The sequence below is a fragment of the Acetobacter musti genome (assembly GCF_011516835.1).
GTDB lineage: Bacteria > Pseudomonadota > Alphaproteobacteria > Acetobacterales > Acetobacteraceae > Acetobacter > Acetobacter musti.
Genome location: NZ_WOTB01000038.1, coordinates 15,540 through 30,662, shown reverse-complemented (window position 1 = coordinate 30,662; position 15,123 = coordinate 15,540). Strand labels below are relative to the sequence as shown.

Genomic DNA, 15,123 nt, shown 5'->3' with positions numbered 1-15,123 from the left:
GCAGGAGCGGTTCAATAACTGCCCATAATTTATCGGAAACGAGAGGTGAAGCCATGGAGCCTCATCCCTCATTCAGGACCACAGTACAAGGGGTTTTGAAAGGCGCTCTTACTGTGATCGCGCGTCCTGGGGCATGGCGCTGTTCTGTCTCGTCAGAATCTACGTTTTTCTGCAATCATCGCAAACAGAGACAAGCCGCTTTCTTTAACGTAGCGTTCAACATGCGAAGTTCCATTGTTCCCGGCGGCCAGGAGCGTCCCAGAAAGTCTTCCACGATCCGCCTTGACGTCACGTGCCCCTCATTCAAAGCAGCCCATTTTTCAAAAACATCAAAATCGAAATCCAGACTTTCTCCGTCAGAAGATAAAGTCAACACATTTTCCCCACCACCCCCGAACAATAATCTGCAGACTGCGTCGTCAGAAGATATCCCCGGATTTACTACAGTATTACTTTTCGGCGCTCTGAGTTCACGCTCCGCCGTTACAAAGCAGCGCGATATTACTGCTATATGTCTTCCAGAAAAGAAATCATTCGGGATATATATCTTCCAGTCACGGTTTCCCTTGCTGTACCATTCCCGATCAATCGGATTTCTTATTTCCATTTTACCGTCGTCTACTGATATTCTCTGGTTTTCATACGCCCAGCGACTTATGGCCTGCGTTGAATAATCCTCAAAAGGGGGCCGCTCTCCCTCATAAGATGGATCCATCCGAGCACTATGCTCGATTTCTTTCCATGCCACCTCAACTGTCAGAGAACCTCTGACCATAGCGGGATAAATTTTCGACAAAGCATCGGGCCTGACTTCCTGCCACTCGCAGAGCAGGATGTTCCACATCTCGATCCGTCCCTCTGGGGAAGCAATCCGTGTGTGATCACACAGCCAGGCCAGCCGCTGACGACCGGAATAGTACGTTGTCTTGTTGTTCATAGTGATTGTCCTTTGTTGTTTGTTGGGGTGTAAAACAACAAAGGCAGGCAGGTGGCCCTGTAGGCCACGGCGCGATGGAGACACGCGCAATCGCCTGGCCTTCTTTCGAGGGTCGGGACACGCGTAAGCGACTGATAAGACGCGGGAACATCTGCGTCAGCAGTCGATTTGTAGTGAGTTATGCTGTAAGTGGTTGCGGGGGCCTGCAACCGAAGAAAACTGCTGCTTGTCAGCGGGTTCGTAGAGAGGCTCGCTGCATGACATAATCGATTGATAAACAATCTTTTTATCAATATTCTGTCTCGCCAAGCCTTTCGCGGTCAGACCGTGTCAGTCAGCCAGTCCTCCGTTCGAAGACCCTCCACCCGCTGGAATTCCCGAAGGTTCCCGGTCACCACAATCAGCCCCCTGCTCCGGGCATGCCCGGCAATCATGAGATCATATGGACCTATGATACGGCCATTCCGTTCAAGAGCAGCCCGAATATCCGCCGTATGGGCAGCCGCTTCACTGTCGAATGGCAGAACTGCCAGCCTTGCCGCGAAGTGCTCAACCTCGCGTCTGATGCGCACAGGATCAGACGAGCGCTCCGCGCCATAAAGCAGCTCATACAGAACCACGTCCGAAATGCAGAGTTCCTCCGCACAGTTGTTGAATCTCGGACGCAGCCCCTGTGGTCGATGCCGCAACACCCGGATACAGAGGTTCGTATCCAGCAGATAACGCAGCATTCAGAGCGCCTCGCGTTCCTGCATGGCTGGCTGGTTCCGCTCCCCCAGATCGACCCCGGGGGCCGCAAAGAAATCATCCCACGCCGCATCGGCCGGAGCAATGATCCGCCGGGAACCTTCGGACACGATGACCACGTCACGCACCTGTTCCCCGAAGGCGACCATCTTCGGCAGACGCACCGCCTGCGATCGGTTGGATAGAAAGAGTGTCGTACGGGTCAGCATCGGCTATCCCCCAATGGATATATGTCATGTATATCCCATTTGGACGACGATGTCCCGTATTTTTAGGGCCCTCCGCACCGAATGCATACAAGCGGGCCGAATGATACAGTAGATCTTCCGCGCGCCCCACGATGGGATCGCTCTCCTCTCTCCCTGAAAGACAAAAAGACAGCATTCATGACAGATAGGCCACGAACACGAAGTGAGGCTTTCGCCCGCGCAGAAGAACGGGGTCGTCACCTGACAGCCACCATTCTGTCAGGGCCGGACATGCTGACGGGAGAGGTTTTTTGCCCATCGTCTTGGTCTGACTGTCTCAGCCCTGCATGATTTGGAACAGGCCCATGCTGTCCTCGTTCTGCCAGAATCCTCACCACGAGAAGCGCGCTATCCGGCCTGGCAGATCGACGCGACACTGATTGCACGCTTTATGGTTGTGCGCCCAGAAGTAGGGCGAACACTTCGCAATGAAAACCTCCAGATTCTCTGTGCAACGACGGTTCGCAGAGTTCAGATGGTAACTCTCTCTGCCAAGATTAAGCGCGTCGAAAGCAGTGTTTGAGCACTGAATTGGAGGATATGGATAGTAGTCTCAAAGCATTTCTTGAGAGGTAGGTCAGCGAGATCTAACACCGGATTGAAGGCGTCATCCCAGAAACCCCAGAACTCGGCTGCATGACAGCAAGCGGAGCCGCTGCGACGGCCAGACTTACACAAACGGCGCATGAGAGGCGCGCGATGCGCAAGAAACGTGTCACTCCAGGGGAACGGGGTCTCTCTGCCATGTCATGTTCCAGGCCGGATATGTATCTTGATGCCATAATCCGGTTCTGAGAGCCGTTGGCAGGCACATGAAAGAGCGTGGCACGGTCAATAAACGTTCGGAATCTACCTTTTTAACCACAAACCTCAAGCCGTACGGTGTGTCTTGAAAAAGAAAGCGACAGTCGGCGTACGACCCCATCCTCGACAGGATACGGCCCCAGACAATGGACCCAACAAAGATAAAAAAAGCCACCAAAGCATAAACTTTGGCGGCCTTTCTTTATTCAAAAACTACGTCCAATCTGAGCAAAAACATAACGCCCTATGATTTCCTCGCTATACATCGACAATGCGGTATTGGTTGCACCATCGGGCACAAATGGAGGCTTCTTATCGAGAATATTATTAACCCCAACCTCGAACTGCCAATTCTTAGTGTTGTAGTTCAAGGTCACATCATGTGCGAAAATACCGGGAACCTTGCAATAAGAATAGACCTTGCAACTCAGGTCATTGGAACCATCATTGAAGCGCATTCCACCGGTGTAACTCATCATATAAGTAAGACTGAAGTTGTTGTGGCTCCAGGTTGCAGTAGCATAATCGCGAACACGCGGCATGCCATAGCCACTTTGGTAAAACAGGCGCCCAGCATAGTTATACCACGTACCACCAGGTTCGTTCTGCTGAAGATACCCAATCAGCTGCTGAAAATTATTACTCAAATTCAAGTGATCATGCGGTGACAGGCGGATACGGTAATTCAGGTCAAAATCTAGACCATTAGTCCTCAAACCACCTGCATTTGAATAAAGATCGTCAACTTGCGTCAGCTGCCCTGCCGAACTCCGTGATGCGACATTGCTACACCACCCGGTATTTGTTCCCGTATAGCAGCTATCAACAATATATTGCACCGGCAAAGTGGTAATCATATTCTTGATTGTGTAGTGCCAGTACTCAACGGAAACCATAAGATTTGGAATCCAGCGAGGTGTTATGACCGTACCGAACGTATATGTACGGCCTTCCTCTGGTTTCAGAGCGGAGTTACCGCCTACCAACGTCGGGATTTGACTTGAATTAGCATTAACGAAAGTCGCAGTGTTGACGCCCTGCTTTGCACAAGTCGCAACAACATTCGCACTGAGCGATCCGTAACTGCTTGCTTGAGCACAAGGGTCGTTACCCGAATTGTAGCTAATCGAATGGCCGCCATAAAGCTCGGTCATGGTCGGTGCGCGGAAAGACGTACCAAGCGTTGCGCGAAAGCGGATATCTCGCACTGGGGCCCAGTTGATGCTGGTCTTCCAGTTATAAGCGGTTCCAAACGTATTGTAATCAGACCAACGCCCTTGAGCATCAACACTCAAATCATGTGCGAATGGCATATTATGAAGCAACGGAAGGTTACCCTCAATATAGGCTTCCGTTACGTTGTAACCGCCGCCAGTATATGTTGCTCCGCCGCCCAGGTCTCCATTTGAAGCAAGAACATCAGGCGTATAACTTGCCTGTTCACTGCGATGTTCCAGTCCCATGGCGATACCGAAATCACCGCCGCCCTGCCACGGCATATGCACCAGATGATTGTTATGAACGCGGGCATTAAAGTCACGCATCTGGTACGTGCTGTGATCATTTTGCGTATAGCGTAGATAGTCTGCCTGTTGCGACGTTAGTTTGCCGAATGGGTTTGTCAGCGAACAACCAGCAGATGCCTGACAGATTGATGGATTATAAACCACAGCACTATTAGCGTCAGAAGGATCTACTTGTTGGATCCCCAATTCCTGCAGATAATGCGCGTAATTCGTCATATTCTCGGTTGAGAATTTCGCCAGCGTCTGACCATACGACATGGATACGTCATACATCCAATTGCCGACAATCTTACCCTTGGAGCCACCAGTATACTGCCACTGATCAAACGCTTCTTCATATTTGCGCTCACCCAGGTCACTAAATCGCCGGTATAGGGATACATCTTCTCCCCAAATATTATACGGACTGGCAGCTGGCAGGGTGACGGCCGAAGACAACGTAGACGGATAGGTTGCACCGGTAACTGGATTGCCTGCCAGCGTATTCATGGCGTCTTTATGTGTATACCGGATTGACGAGTACAGATCGAAATGCTCGTTAACCTCGTAATGCATGTCACCGCTGAGAACAGCCTGCTGCAATGAGTTCGTTAGCATTTGGTCAGAAGCAAAATTATACCTGTCGGAGGATGCGAAGTTATGGAACGCTCCGCTGTTGCCTCCCCCCGTGCCATTACTGACAACATCAAAATTGGAGCCGATCACGCGGGTATTGGTCGTCACAGAGCTGCCAATTGTTGGGGTCTCACCAACTTCTGCGTCGGAGTTCCATGGATTGGCAGCCCAGTCACGCGTCTTCTGCCGAATACCAGACTGAGTCATGTATGAACCGAAAAGCGTGATGTTACCCTTGCCGTGATCGAAGTCGAACCCCTTGTAACCAGAGATCTTCCCCATCTGACCATCGCCATGATCAGTGATACCACCACGGATCAGAATATCACCCTTGGTTGTATTGTGCCGAAGTTTAATGTTAATGACACCGGATACAGCATCTGCGCCGTAAAGTTCTGATCCACCGTCCTTGAGGATTTCAACAGATTCAATCTGGTCCACAGGTATCGAGTTGAGATCAACACATTGAGAGCCACTACCGAAAGTCGGAACCTGACGCTTTCCATCAACCAGAACCAACACACGGGAAGGACCAAGGTTACGGATGTCCGTACAGGACATGCCAAGACCACCATTGGTATTCGTATTGTTAGTTCCGCTCGAACCAATTGACGGCAAACGCAGAAGATAGTCCCCCAGCGTGGTTGCCGACGTAGACGTGATTTGCTTCGCTGTAATCGTCTGAACCGGGTTCGCGTTGGAATCCGCACGCGTTGCAAGCGCAGAACCCGTAACCACAATAGTTTCATCAGCAGAACGTGGGGTAAAAAGCCGACGTCGCGCGGCTGTTGACATCTGAACCGAAGAGGCAGCGGTAGAGGCTACCGGCACGACCGTTACAGGCATTGCCTTCGCATGAGTCGTCACAGACGATGTCTGCTGTGATGATTTTGAACGATGACCTGTATGCTTTTTTGTGACCGTTTCGGCTGAAGCCGTGGCGAACAATGTCGCGCAAACCAGTCCTATAGACGTTGAAAATGTGAGGGTTTGCCTGTGCGCCTGTCTCATTTCAACACGAACCTTATCCTTTGGATTTCTTATATCGTATACACATATATGTCGGATTCGAAACAGATAATTCTTGATAAGTGAATCGAAATTCAAAATCACGAAAGGTCTTTCCCTTTCTTATATTATCTTTCCAAAACAACATTTTAATAGAAATTTTTATCGATGAGCTCTTATTATCGGCACTTGGAAAGAGTATTGGCCACCCTGCTTTCCGTTGATATTCACGCCGTATGTGGCGGATACGACACAACCGTTCAGGCCTTCTCCCTGAGGGGATGCGAAGTTCATTCCTGATGGCAAGCGCACATAAAGGCGAACATCCCTCGGTGCCGTTTTCGGGAGAGAAATGTTGACCGAAATATGCCTTAGATCCGGTTCATATCGCAGTGCCATGGACAGTCTGCCCCAGCGTGTAGGGGCATTTTCCACGCTTATTTCCTTGCCGGACAACAGCCAGCGATATGGTATGGCCCGCGCAAGATGGAGAATCTCCTCTCCGTCATCCTCATAGACCAATGCCCAGCGCAGAAGAATTGGAACCGTCATCTGGGCCGGAAGGCAGAACAGTGCGAGCTCCCCTTTCAAACCCGCCACCTCTGCTGCCGTCCAACTTCCACGTGTATGGACATGATAGCGATGCGCGTAGAGAAACAGGAGGTACTCTTCAATCCGATCCTGCCGTAACAGCGCCTGCGCATAACCGTAAGAAATAAAGCCGAGAATATCCCTCTGCGCCCGACTTGGTGGCGCCAGGTTCCCGACAACTCCCATGACTGTCGCGCCGTAAGCCCGCATTGAATTAATCGTCGCAACTTCAAGATCCGTTGGCAGTACACCGGCCTGAAGCATTTCCGCGTAAACGCGATGTGCCCATTGCTGCTCACTGTATTGGTGCCGCGCAAGCGACACCCGAAACGTCTCTCGAGAGCCGGGTAAAATGGGAACATAAGGGGGTGAACGATCTTCAAACAGCGACGCCCTCACAGCCCCCTCAAGCCGAACCGATAATAAATCCGCCCGCCTCTTCCAATCCTCTGCTTTTGCAGCTTCGCCTGGCCGAATACGCAACCAAATAGCCGCAAGATCACGCCACCCCCGGACAGCCATAGCTGAGTTCCCAAAATAGGGCTTCCACCACACCGACGGATCAGGAAACAGGCACGCATCGCTCTCACTCCATCCATGGAGCAGTCCGTATCCCGGGTTCGTTTGCGGCAGGGTCAGGGCTTGATCGTGCAGTGTCGTCAGGACACCCGCCATGGCGGCAATACGATCAGCATGATGCTGAAGTATGGCGGCATCGCCAGTCAGATGCAGATAGCGGGCAACCAACGACAATGTCAGGCCGGTCTGCCCCACTTCAGGGCCACGCATCGCCACCAACCCGTCATCGCCGACGAATGCAGTGAACTGGTTGTCGAGTATGGCTCGTGCGACGGCAAAACGGCCCCACTCCAAATTAGCCAGAAGCGAGGAGGTGAAAATGTCTTGAAAGCCGTCATATTCCGAGCCTTCGTAATCCCGATCAACAACCCCATACCGTGGCCAGATACCGTCAGGACGCACCATGGCCTCTTTGACAAAGGCATGCCGTGCAAAATCAGCCCAGTCAGAGTCTGGCAAAACGGGCGACAGTGTGCCGTCCAGAACTTCGTGCCAGACCTCAACGCAACGTGCGAGAGCCTGATTGAACTGCACTGCGCTCGGCTCATGTCGAAACGGCCCGAACGGGATGTAGCTTGCACCATAAACGGCACACACAACCGCACCATTCTCGATCAGCATCATCCGCGTCCACGTTGGAACCTGATGCGGTATAACTGGATCTACATCCGCGAATGTCAGGACTTCCCAATAACGCCCCTTCCCCAATGGAAACTGTTTGACGACGATAGGCAGGAAACCACCCAACAGGCCTTCCCTGCGGCGGCGAACAACCAGGCTGTCCGCCGAAAGCTCCGGCGCAATCCGATTGACATGCCAGTTACGGGTGTTTCCGGCAGGCGTGAGTGGCATCACCTCTCCGGCATAAGGTGGTGCTACAAATGAAGTCCAGACAATCCGCCCAATCTGCTCAGGGGTAAAACGACTATCAATAGGCGGGGCAGCAGCGCGAACTGCCAATGGATCAGGATCTCCACCTCCCGCCAAAAGACGTTCAGCCATAAGATCGCGCTCCGCAATCGCTAATGTTCCAAAGTCAAGTCCGCAATAACAGCCGTTTGAATGGGTTTCGCACTCTTCCATAAAGCGTTTCAGGACATGAATTCGCCCGCTAGGGCCGGTCAGGGTCATGGTACCTTCCATGCCCGTCAGATCTTCTTTGACCAACCATTCATCTTCAGAAGACGAGGAGGCAAAAGCCTGACCAGACATGGCGCGCCATGCCCCCAATGTAACGCTGCCAAGAAGAAAAAAACGACGACGGATCATACCAGAAACTTCTTTGGATCAATCACGGCCCAAGCCTCTCGGAACATGAATTATGGTGCGAACATCTTACGCTTTTGAATAATTGTATACGATATAAGTTTTCACATTATGTACTAAAATCTGCACAAAGAGGAGTGTTCGCATCCGAGGCCAGCCATGTATAATAAGACCAAACAATGCGAAGAGACTCAGACCCCTCATGAAAGCCCAGACCGGGAAGATTCAGCCTCTAATTGTCAGAACGATTAGTGATCAGCTTTATGATATTCTGCGGGAACAGATTCTCAGTGGTGCACTCGCGGCTGATCAGCCAATCCGACAGGATGCTGTGGCCGCAGAGCTCAATATCAGCAAGATACCCCTTCGCGAGACGCTGGCCCGGCTAGAGCAGGACGGCCTTGTCGTTGCCCATGCCAAGCGGGGTTTCACTGTCGCGACGCTTTCGGCCAGCGAAGCAGAGGAAGTTTTCGAACTCCGGATACGACTGGAGCCAGAAGCCGCTGCCAAATCCTCGCTTGTTGCGACTGCTGCCGACCATAAGGCCGCACGCCGTCATCTTTCAGAACTTGAAACCGTCATTCGACATAAAGATCAGGATCACAGTCTTTATAACCGACTGTTCCACCTTTCCCTTGTCCAGCCGGGGGCCGGAAGACTGACCTATCGTCTATTGGAAACCATTAGTGTCATTGCGGATCGCTATGTGCGCCTGCATCTCAGCACACAGGGGCGGGACAAGCGTGCCGTAGAAGAGCACCGGCAGTTGCTGAAAGCCTGGATCAACCGGGACGCTGCAGAGGTTGAAGCTCTTCTGACCCAGCATATTGCAGACACATTGAACGATCTACGCAACCAGTTGGCGTCCGAGAGCGCCATTAGTTAGAAGGTACCTCCTCTTCTTAGGCTGATATAAGCAGAGGAGGCAAAGAAGCCGTCAAGAACCTTTGGTTTTAGCGATCCAGCCTTTTACCTGTTCGGACATAAGATCCAGCGGCATCGCACCATTTTCCAAAATCACATCATGAAATGCCTTGATATCAAACTTGTCCCCAAGTTCTGTTCGGGCCTGTTCCCTAAGCTGCAGAATGGTCTGCTGTCCTAGCATGTAGCCCAAAGCCTGCCCGGGCCAGGCAACATAACGATCCGTTTCAGCCTGCATATCCGGCTCACTCGTCGGCGGATGCGCATGAAAGAAATCGCTCATCTGCTGGCGCGTCCAGTGTTTGTAGTGCACGCCCGTATCCAGAACCAGACGATCCGCGCGAAGCAACGCCCCGTTCAGGCGCCCATAGTCGCTGTACAGATCCTGATAAAAGCCCAGCTCTTTTCCGAGCCCTTCCGCATACAGGGCCCATCCCTCAATGTAGGAATTATACGCGCCCTGTTGGCGGAACGCTGGCAACGGCAAATCCTGCGCCAGTGAAATCTGGAAATGATGCCCCGGCACGCCTTCATGATAGGCTGTGTCTTCAATGGTATACAGGTCACGCTTGGTGTAGTCGCCGGTATTGACGAACACGATACCAGGCCGAGACCCATCCGGCGTTCCCTGATGATATTCTGCCCCCGCAGCATCTGCCTCCCGGTAGCTTTCCACGGATCGCACCTCCAAGCGCGTTTTGGGTATTCTGTTGAAAATCTTCGGAAGGGCGGGCCACATCTGCGCGATCGCCGCACGATATCTATTGAGGATTTCCTCTCGCGAATGGGCGTAAAGCTTCGGGTCATGATCAACGGACGCGCGCAGAGCTGCCAGATCCGCGAAACCCAGCTTGTGGGCGATGGCCGTCATCTGCCCTTCAATCAGGCTCACCTGTTTCAAGCCGAGCTGATGAATCTCTTCCGACGTCATCGAACTCGTCGTTTGAGCCCGGATATCATACCGATAGATGGCGTCCCCATTCGGCAATGACCACACGCCTTCATGCTCTCGACCATGAGGGACATAGTCCGTTTTTACGAACTCTGCGAAGGCCGCGAACGCAGGACGGACTTCTGTATCCACCGCTTTCAGGATGCTCTGCCGCAGCTGCCTCTGCTGCTCGGGAGAGATCCCTTTAGGGAAGGTCTCCACCGGCTGGCCAAAGACATTCTTGACCCCGGCAGGTTCGGCAACCTCCAGCAACTGTGTAACAACCTTTTCCAGCAGGTAGCGCGGTGGAACCAGGCCATCTTTCATGCCCTGCTGCGCCAGCGCCTTGAGCTGAGCCAGAACCGTCGGCAACGCATGGAGCCGTGCGAGATAATCCTGATATTGTGCTGCCGTATCGAAAGGAATGGAGGAGACAAAACCGGGCAGCATCAGCTGCACGCCCTGTACCTGATCAATCGGCATTTCATAGGTCTTAAGCTTGATCCCTTCCAGCTTGTCCTGAAGCTGGCGGATCATCATCGCACGGCTGATCTGTTCCTGTTCCGTCAATGCCGCGGGATCGACAGCCTGAAAGCGCTTGAGGAACCAAGCACTCGTCACGGAATCCTTTGAAACCTGCTCAAGGGAATAGTCCGTCCAGAACCTGTTGTATCGATAGCAGCCAATGGTCGTGGCCAGTTCCGGTGAAGTCCGAAGCTGGTACTGCCATTCCTCATCCAGAAGTGCCGCAAAAGCCCGACTGCCACTTGCAACGGCGGGAGCAACCTGTGCCGAAATTCCTGCACCGGGAGCCGCCAGAGCCACACCGCCCGCCTGAGCACAAACCAGCAGCAGACCCGCCAGCCCATATCGTAGGAACACAGCAAAATTCTCCATGCCAGTCATGTTGTACCACCTTCACGGCGGCAGGCACCCACGCCACTCACCAGATCAGGAAACCTGGAATCCGTGACAGAAGCGGTCCTCATCATCAATCCAGATCGTATTAAAACCCGTCGAAACGGCACTTCCCTCAATAATGGGAATAATGGCTTTATGTCCCCCCAGCATCGTTTCTTCCGAAACCGTCCCCTTGAAGACGCTGCGGATGTAGCTTTCATGGGTGAAGACGTCTCCCACTTTAAGAACACCTTTGTGATACAGATGGGCAAGTCTCGCCGAGGTTCCAGTCCCGCAGGGGCTGCGATCAATGGCATGATCACCATAAAAGACCGCGTTGCGCCCCCGGGAGGCGGTTGTGTCCGTGTCGACCCACAGGACATGACTCACGCCTTGAATACGCTCATCCAGTGGATGGACCGGCGTGATTGCCTCACGCATCCGCTCACGCACCACCGGGCTGAAGTCCAGAATACGCTGCGCGCTAAGCTGATCCAGACTTTCATATCCTCCCTGCGGCTCGACAATGGCGTAGAAGTTCCCGCCATAGGCAACATCAACCGTTAACGGCCCCAAACCAGGCACATCGATCTTCACGCCCGTCGCCGCAACATAGGCAGGCACATTCCGGATCGCCACGCTCCGCACGCGGCCGTTCTCCTCGATGTAGGTAATGTCGATTATCCCCGCAGGCACCTCAAGCCGAAGTTTTCCGGGTGTCCGTGGGACAAGCAGTCCGTGCTCCAACCCGAAAGTCACCAACCCGATCGTCCCATGTCCACACATGGGAAGACATCCACTAGTCTCGATGAACAGAATGCCCGCGTCGGTATCCGGCTGTGTTGGGGGGTAGAAGAACCCACCGGACATCATGTCATGGCCACGCGGCTCAAAACACAACCCGGTCCGTATCCAATCGAACCGTTCCAGAAAATCCTGCCTCCGTTCACCCATGGACGTCCCGCGCAGGAGTGGCGCGCCTCCACAGACGAGGCGGACAGGATTTCCGGCCGTATGTCCATCAATGCAAAAAAACGTATGCCGCATGGCGTTCAGTCCGTCGCAGGGTTTTCTTTTGTTTTCAGAACGGCCTATCGCGCCTGTTCACCCGATGTCACGGCATAGGGTGAACGACCGCCGCTCTGAATAAAACGGTCGATTGCAGCATCCAGCACCGGAAGAGGAACAGACCCGGTCGCAAGAACCGCATCGTGGAACCCACGGATATCGAAGGCCTTTCCCAAGGCCTTCTGAGCGCGCGTGCGGTTCCGGCGAATATCAGCCTCCCCCAGATAATAGGAAAGCGCCTGAGCAGGCCACGCGATGTATCGATCGACTTCAGTGTCAATTTCATGTTCGGAAAGCGCCGTGTTCTCACGCAGATAGGCCCGCGCCTGCTCCCGGCTCCAATGAAAATGATGCAATCCGGTATCCACGACCAGACGTGCTGCCCGCCATGCCTGATAGGAGAGATACCCGAAGCGGTCATACGCCGTTTCGTAGATCCCCATTTCGTTGCCGAGATATTCGCAATATAGCGCCCAGCCTTCCCCATAGGCCGAAATATAGTTGAACCGGCGATAGGGGGGCACTTCCGGCTGCTCTTCTGCCAGAGACAATTGCAGGGAGTGCCCCGGCGAGGATTCATGCAGCGTCAGGGCTGGCAGGGCATAAAGCGGGCGGGACGGCAAATCGTAGGTATTCACCAGATAGACGTGCGGGCCGCCCCGCCCGGCGGTGTAGACGGGAGCCACATCAGCGGGAACAGGCTCGATCGTGAAACGCCCTCGTGGCAGACGCCCGATGAAATCACCAACCTTGCCGTCAACCCGTTTGGCCAACCATGCAGCATCTTTCAGCAATTCATCGCCGGTTTTTGGATAAAACTGCGGGTCAGTCCGCAGAAATTTCAGGAAAGCCGGAAAATCGCCTTTGAAATGCGTTTCCGCTATGACGTCGAGCATCTGCCTGTGCAGGCCCGCGACTTCCTTCAGACCGATCTTGTGAATCTCGTCCGGGCTCATATCCAGCGTTGTGTATTCCAGGATCTGGGAGCGATAATATGCAGCCCCATCCGGCTGGTCTTCAGCCCCCAACGATGCACGGGCATGAGGGAGATAGTCGTCCTTCATGAAAGCATACAACGTCTTGTATGCGGGAATGACCGTATCACGAATGGCAACCAGACCATCCTTGCGCAAGGCATCCTGTGTCTTGAGCGAAATCCCGTCCGCGAAATTCTGGAATGGTGGAGCGAACGCGCTCTTTTCCGGCGTGACAGAGGCCATTTTCTCAAGATCATGGAGCCTCTGCTCCACAATCAGCCTTGGCTGAACGAAGCCGCGCGCCAGGCCCGCTTTCATGGCGGCAATCTCATCAGCAAAATACCGGCCCGTTTCTTGCAAACGGCTAATATAATCGCGGTAGTCCTTTTCAGACAGAAACGAGACGTCTGAAGGCGGCAGATCGCTCCAGAAGCCTGAGTCCGCATCAAACGGAATTTCCCAGACCCGTAATTTCTGGTCTTCCAGCAGAACCATCAACTGCTGCTTGTAGACCGCGTAGTTCACCTGATCCTGCGCGGAAAGCTGCTGCACAGGGATGGCGTTCAGTTTTTCCAGCGTTTTAGTCCATGTTTTCAGTCGGACCTGCTGGGTGTCAGGATCTTCCTTAGGCAGGTGTGCCGACGGTTTGCCATCCAGAAGACTTCCCTGAAGGCCCATCCGCCAGGCCCATTCCTGCTCATACAGGTCATGAAAGGCTTTTTGCGCGCTATCATTTGTTGCAGCTCTCGCCTGCGACAAACCAATCCCTCCCAAGAGGACCACCGTCGCCATCAAAGCCACACGCTGAAAACCTGAACCTCGTCGCGCGCAACAAACCAGCATAATGCAGAACCCTTCCCGTCAGGCATGACGTTCTCATGCCTGACCCAGCTTTCCGGAAAACAGATCAGGTAACAAAACCGACCTCAGATAACAGGAAGTCGGCTGGGTATAAAAGCGATCAGCTCAGCTTGGGACAACTGGCCGCTGCGGCTTCCACCATATCAATCACCTGCTTGCGGCGTGCACCTTCAAGCAGGAGACGCGGCGAACGGACCCGCTCACTACCACGCCCCATCACCTGCTCCGCAAGCTTGATGGACTGTACAAGATCGTGTGCGGCATCCAGGTGCAGGAGCGGCATGAACCAGCGATAGATCCGCAAAGCCGTATCGATATCACCCCGCGCAAGAGACTCAACCAACGCCACCGATTCCTGTGGGAAGGCACTGGTTAAACCCGAAATCCAGCCCTTGGCGCCAAGGGTCAGTCCTTCGAACGCCACATCATCCAGACCCGCCATCATCAGGAAACGATCACCAAAGCGGTTGGGCACATCGGTATAACGCCGCGTATCAGAAGAACTCTCCTTCAGCCCGACGATGGTCTTGCAGTCTTCCAGTTCCGCCAGAACATCCAGTTCGACGTTCACACGATACGAGGTCGGATTGTTATAGATGATGATCGGCAGGTCAGTCGCCTGCGAAATCGCACGGAAATGGGCAACAAGTTCATTCGGCTTGGGCACATACACCATGGCCGGAAGGACCATGAGTGCATCAGCGCCGCTTTTTGCAGCCTGCTTGGCAAACGCCACAGCACGCGGCGTCGTCATTTCAGACACACCCACGAAAAGCGGCGCACGCGTTCCCGCAACTTCCCGCGCCGCTTCCAAAATCTGTACTTTTTCGTCGGGTTCGAGCGAATTGTTCTCGCCGCACGTCCCCATCATGACCAGACCGTGTACCCCATCATTGATCAGTGCATCGATCACCTTCTGCGTTCCGCTCAGGTCAACGGACAGGTCTTCGTTGAACTGAGTGGTCACTGCAGGGAAAACACCTTCCCAAGTCATTTCCAGAGCCATCCGGGATCCCCTCTCGAATTTTGTAAAAATTATATCGTATACGTATCACGCTCTTTAAAACCGGTAAAGCGCGTCTTCTTCCCATCATGAAAAAAGTCATCTCAATTCAGTATGACAACTCAGCCGAACACGGTA

Annotated in this window: 10 protein-coding genes; 1 reads left to right on the top strand and 9 read right to left on the bottom strand. The window is 53.3% G+C overall.

Annotated features, from left to right (window positions below):
• Positions 1 to 175: 175 nt before the first annotated feature.
• The 5 genes from GOB93_RS18325 to GOB93_RS18305 all read right to left on the bottom strand — a co-directional run bounded on the left by GOB93_RS18325 (position 176) and on the right by GOB93_RS18305 (position 8,324).
• Positions 176 to 937: a hypothetical protein gene (locus GOB93_RS18325; protein ID WP_173584880.1), complete on the bottom strand. Its 762-nt coding sequence runs from the start codon at positions 935 to 937 to the stop codon at positions 176 to 178.
• 320 nt (positions 938 to 1,257) lie between these two features.
• Positions 1,258 to 1,668 carry a type II toxin-antitoxin system tRNA(fMet)-specific endonuclease VapC gene (gene vapC / locus GOB93_RS18320; RefSeq protein WP_061509893.1) on the bottom strand — a complete coding sequence of 137 codons (411 nt, stop codon included), beginning with the start codon at positions 1,666 to 1,668 and terminating at the stop codon, positions 1,258 to 1,260.
• Entirely contained in the window at positions 1,669 to 1,893 is a 225-nt protein-coding gene (vapB, locus tag GOB93_RS18315) for a type II toxin-antitoxin system VapB family antitoxin (RefSeq protein ID WP_010511771.1), read from the bottom strand.
• 1,049 nt (positions 1,894 to 2,942) lie between these two features.
• Complete coding sequence (locus GOB93_RS18310) at positions 2,943 to 5,888, bottom strand: TonB-dependent receptor plug domain-containing protein (RefSeq protein WP_173584885.1); 2,946 nt, start codon at positions 5,886 to 5,888, stop codon at positions 2,943 to 2,945.
• Between the two features lie 159 nt (positions 5,889 to 6,047).
• Positions 6,048 to 8,324 (bottom strand): Tat pathway signal protein, encoded by a 2,277-nt coding sequence (locus GOB93_RS18305; protein ID WP_173584879.1) that lies wholly within the window; start codon positions 8,322 to 8,324, stop codon positions 6,048 to 6,050.
• 199 nt (positions 8,325 to 8,523) lie between these two features.
• Here GOB93_RS18305 and GOB93_RS18300 point away from each other — a divergent pair, with 199 nt between their 5' ends.
• Positions 8,524 to 9,207, top strand: a complete 684-nt coding sequence (locus GOB93_RS18300; RefSeq protein WP_061509889.1) for a GntR family transcriptional regulator — start codon at positions 8,524 to 8,526, stop codon at positions 9,205 to 9,207.
• 51 nt (positions 9,208 to 9,258) lie between these two features.
• On the opposite strand, the gene GOB93_RS18295 is transcribed toward GOB93_RS18300, so the two are convergent.
• The 4 genes from GOB93_RS18295 to GOB93_RS18280 form a co-directional block, all read right to left on the bottom strand.
• The gene (locus tag GOB93_RS18295) at positions 9,259 to 11,082 is read right to left on the bottom strand and encodes a DUF885 domain-containing protein (RefSeq protein WP_242010904.1); all 1,824 of its coding nucleotides are present in this window, start codon (positions 11,080 to 11,082) and stop codon (positions 9,259 to 9,261) included.
• 45 nt (positions 11,083 to 11,127) lie between these two features.
• Entirely contained in the window at positions 11,128 to 12,123 is a 996-nt protein-coding gene (locus GOB93_RS18290; RefSeq protein WP_173584878.1) for a 4-hydroxyproline epimerase, read from the bottom strand.
• A 44-nt stretch (positions 12,124 to 12,167) separates the two neighbouring features.
• Positions 12,168 to 13,880: a DUF885 domain-containing protein gene (locus GOB93_RS18285; protein WP_242010903.1), complete on the bottom strand. Its 1,713-nt coding sequence runs from the start codon at positions 13,878 to 13,880 to the stop codon at positions 12,168 to 12,170.
• 202 nt (positions 13,881 to 14,082) lie between these two features.
• Positions 14,083 to 14,988, bottom strand: a complete 906-nt coding sequence (locus tag GOB93_RS18280) for a dihydrodipicolinate synthase family protein (RefSeq protein ID WP_198912724.1) — start codon at positions 14,986 to 14,988, stop codon at positions 14,083 to 14,085.
• Positions 14,989 to 15,123: the final 135 nt, after the last annotated feature.

What these genes read in the sequence shown, in the direction of transcription:
- GOB93_RS18310 (WP_173584885.1), bottom strand. Translation starts at nt 5,888, where the DNA reads ATGAGACAGGCGCACAGGCAAACCCTCACATTTTCAACGTCTATAGGA.
- vapB (WP_010511771.1), bottom strand. Translation starts at nt 1,893, where the DNA reads ATGCTGACCCGTACGACACTCTTTCTATCCAACCGATCGCAGGCGGTG.
- GOB93_RS18305 (WP_173584879.1), bottom strand. Translation starts at nt 8,324, where the DNA reads ATGATCCGTCGTCGTTTTTTTCTTCTTGGCAGCGTTACATTGGGGGCA.
- vapC (WP_061509893.1), bottom strand. Translation starts at nt 1,668, where the DNA reads ATGCTGCGTTATCTGCTGGATACGAACCTCTGTATCCGGGTGTTGCGG.
- GOB93_RS18295 (WP_242010904.1), bottom strand. Translation starts at nt 11,082, where the DNA reads ATGACTGGCATGGAGAATTTTGCTGTGTTCCTACGATATGGGCTGGCG.
- GOB93_RS18325 (WP_173584880.1), bottom strand. Translation starts at nt 937, where the DNA reads ATGAACAACAAGACAACGTACTATTCCGGTCGTCAGCGGCTGGCCTGG.
- GOB93_RS18300 (WP_061509889.1), top strand. Translation starts at nt 8,524, where the DNA reads ATGAAAGCCCAGACCGGGAAGATTCAGCCTCTAATTGTCAGAACGATT.
- GOB93_RS18280 (WP_198912724.1), bottom strand. Translation starts at nt 14,988, where the DNA reads ATGGCTCTGGAAATGACTTGGGAAGGTGTTTTCCCTGCAGTGACCACT.
- GOB93_RS18290 (WP_173584878.1), bottom strand. Translation starts at nt 12,123, where the DNA reads ATGCGGCATACGTTTTTTTGCATTGATGGACATACGGCCGGAAATCCT.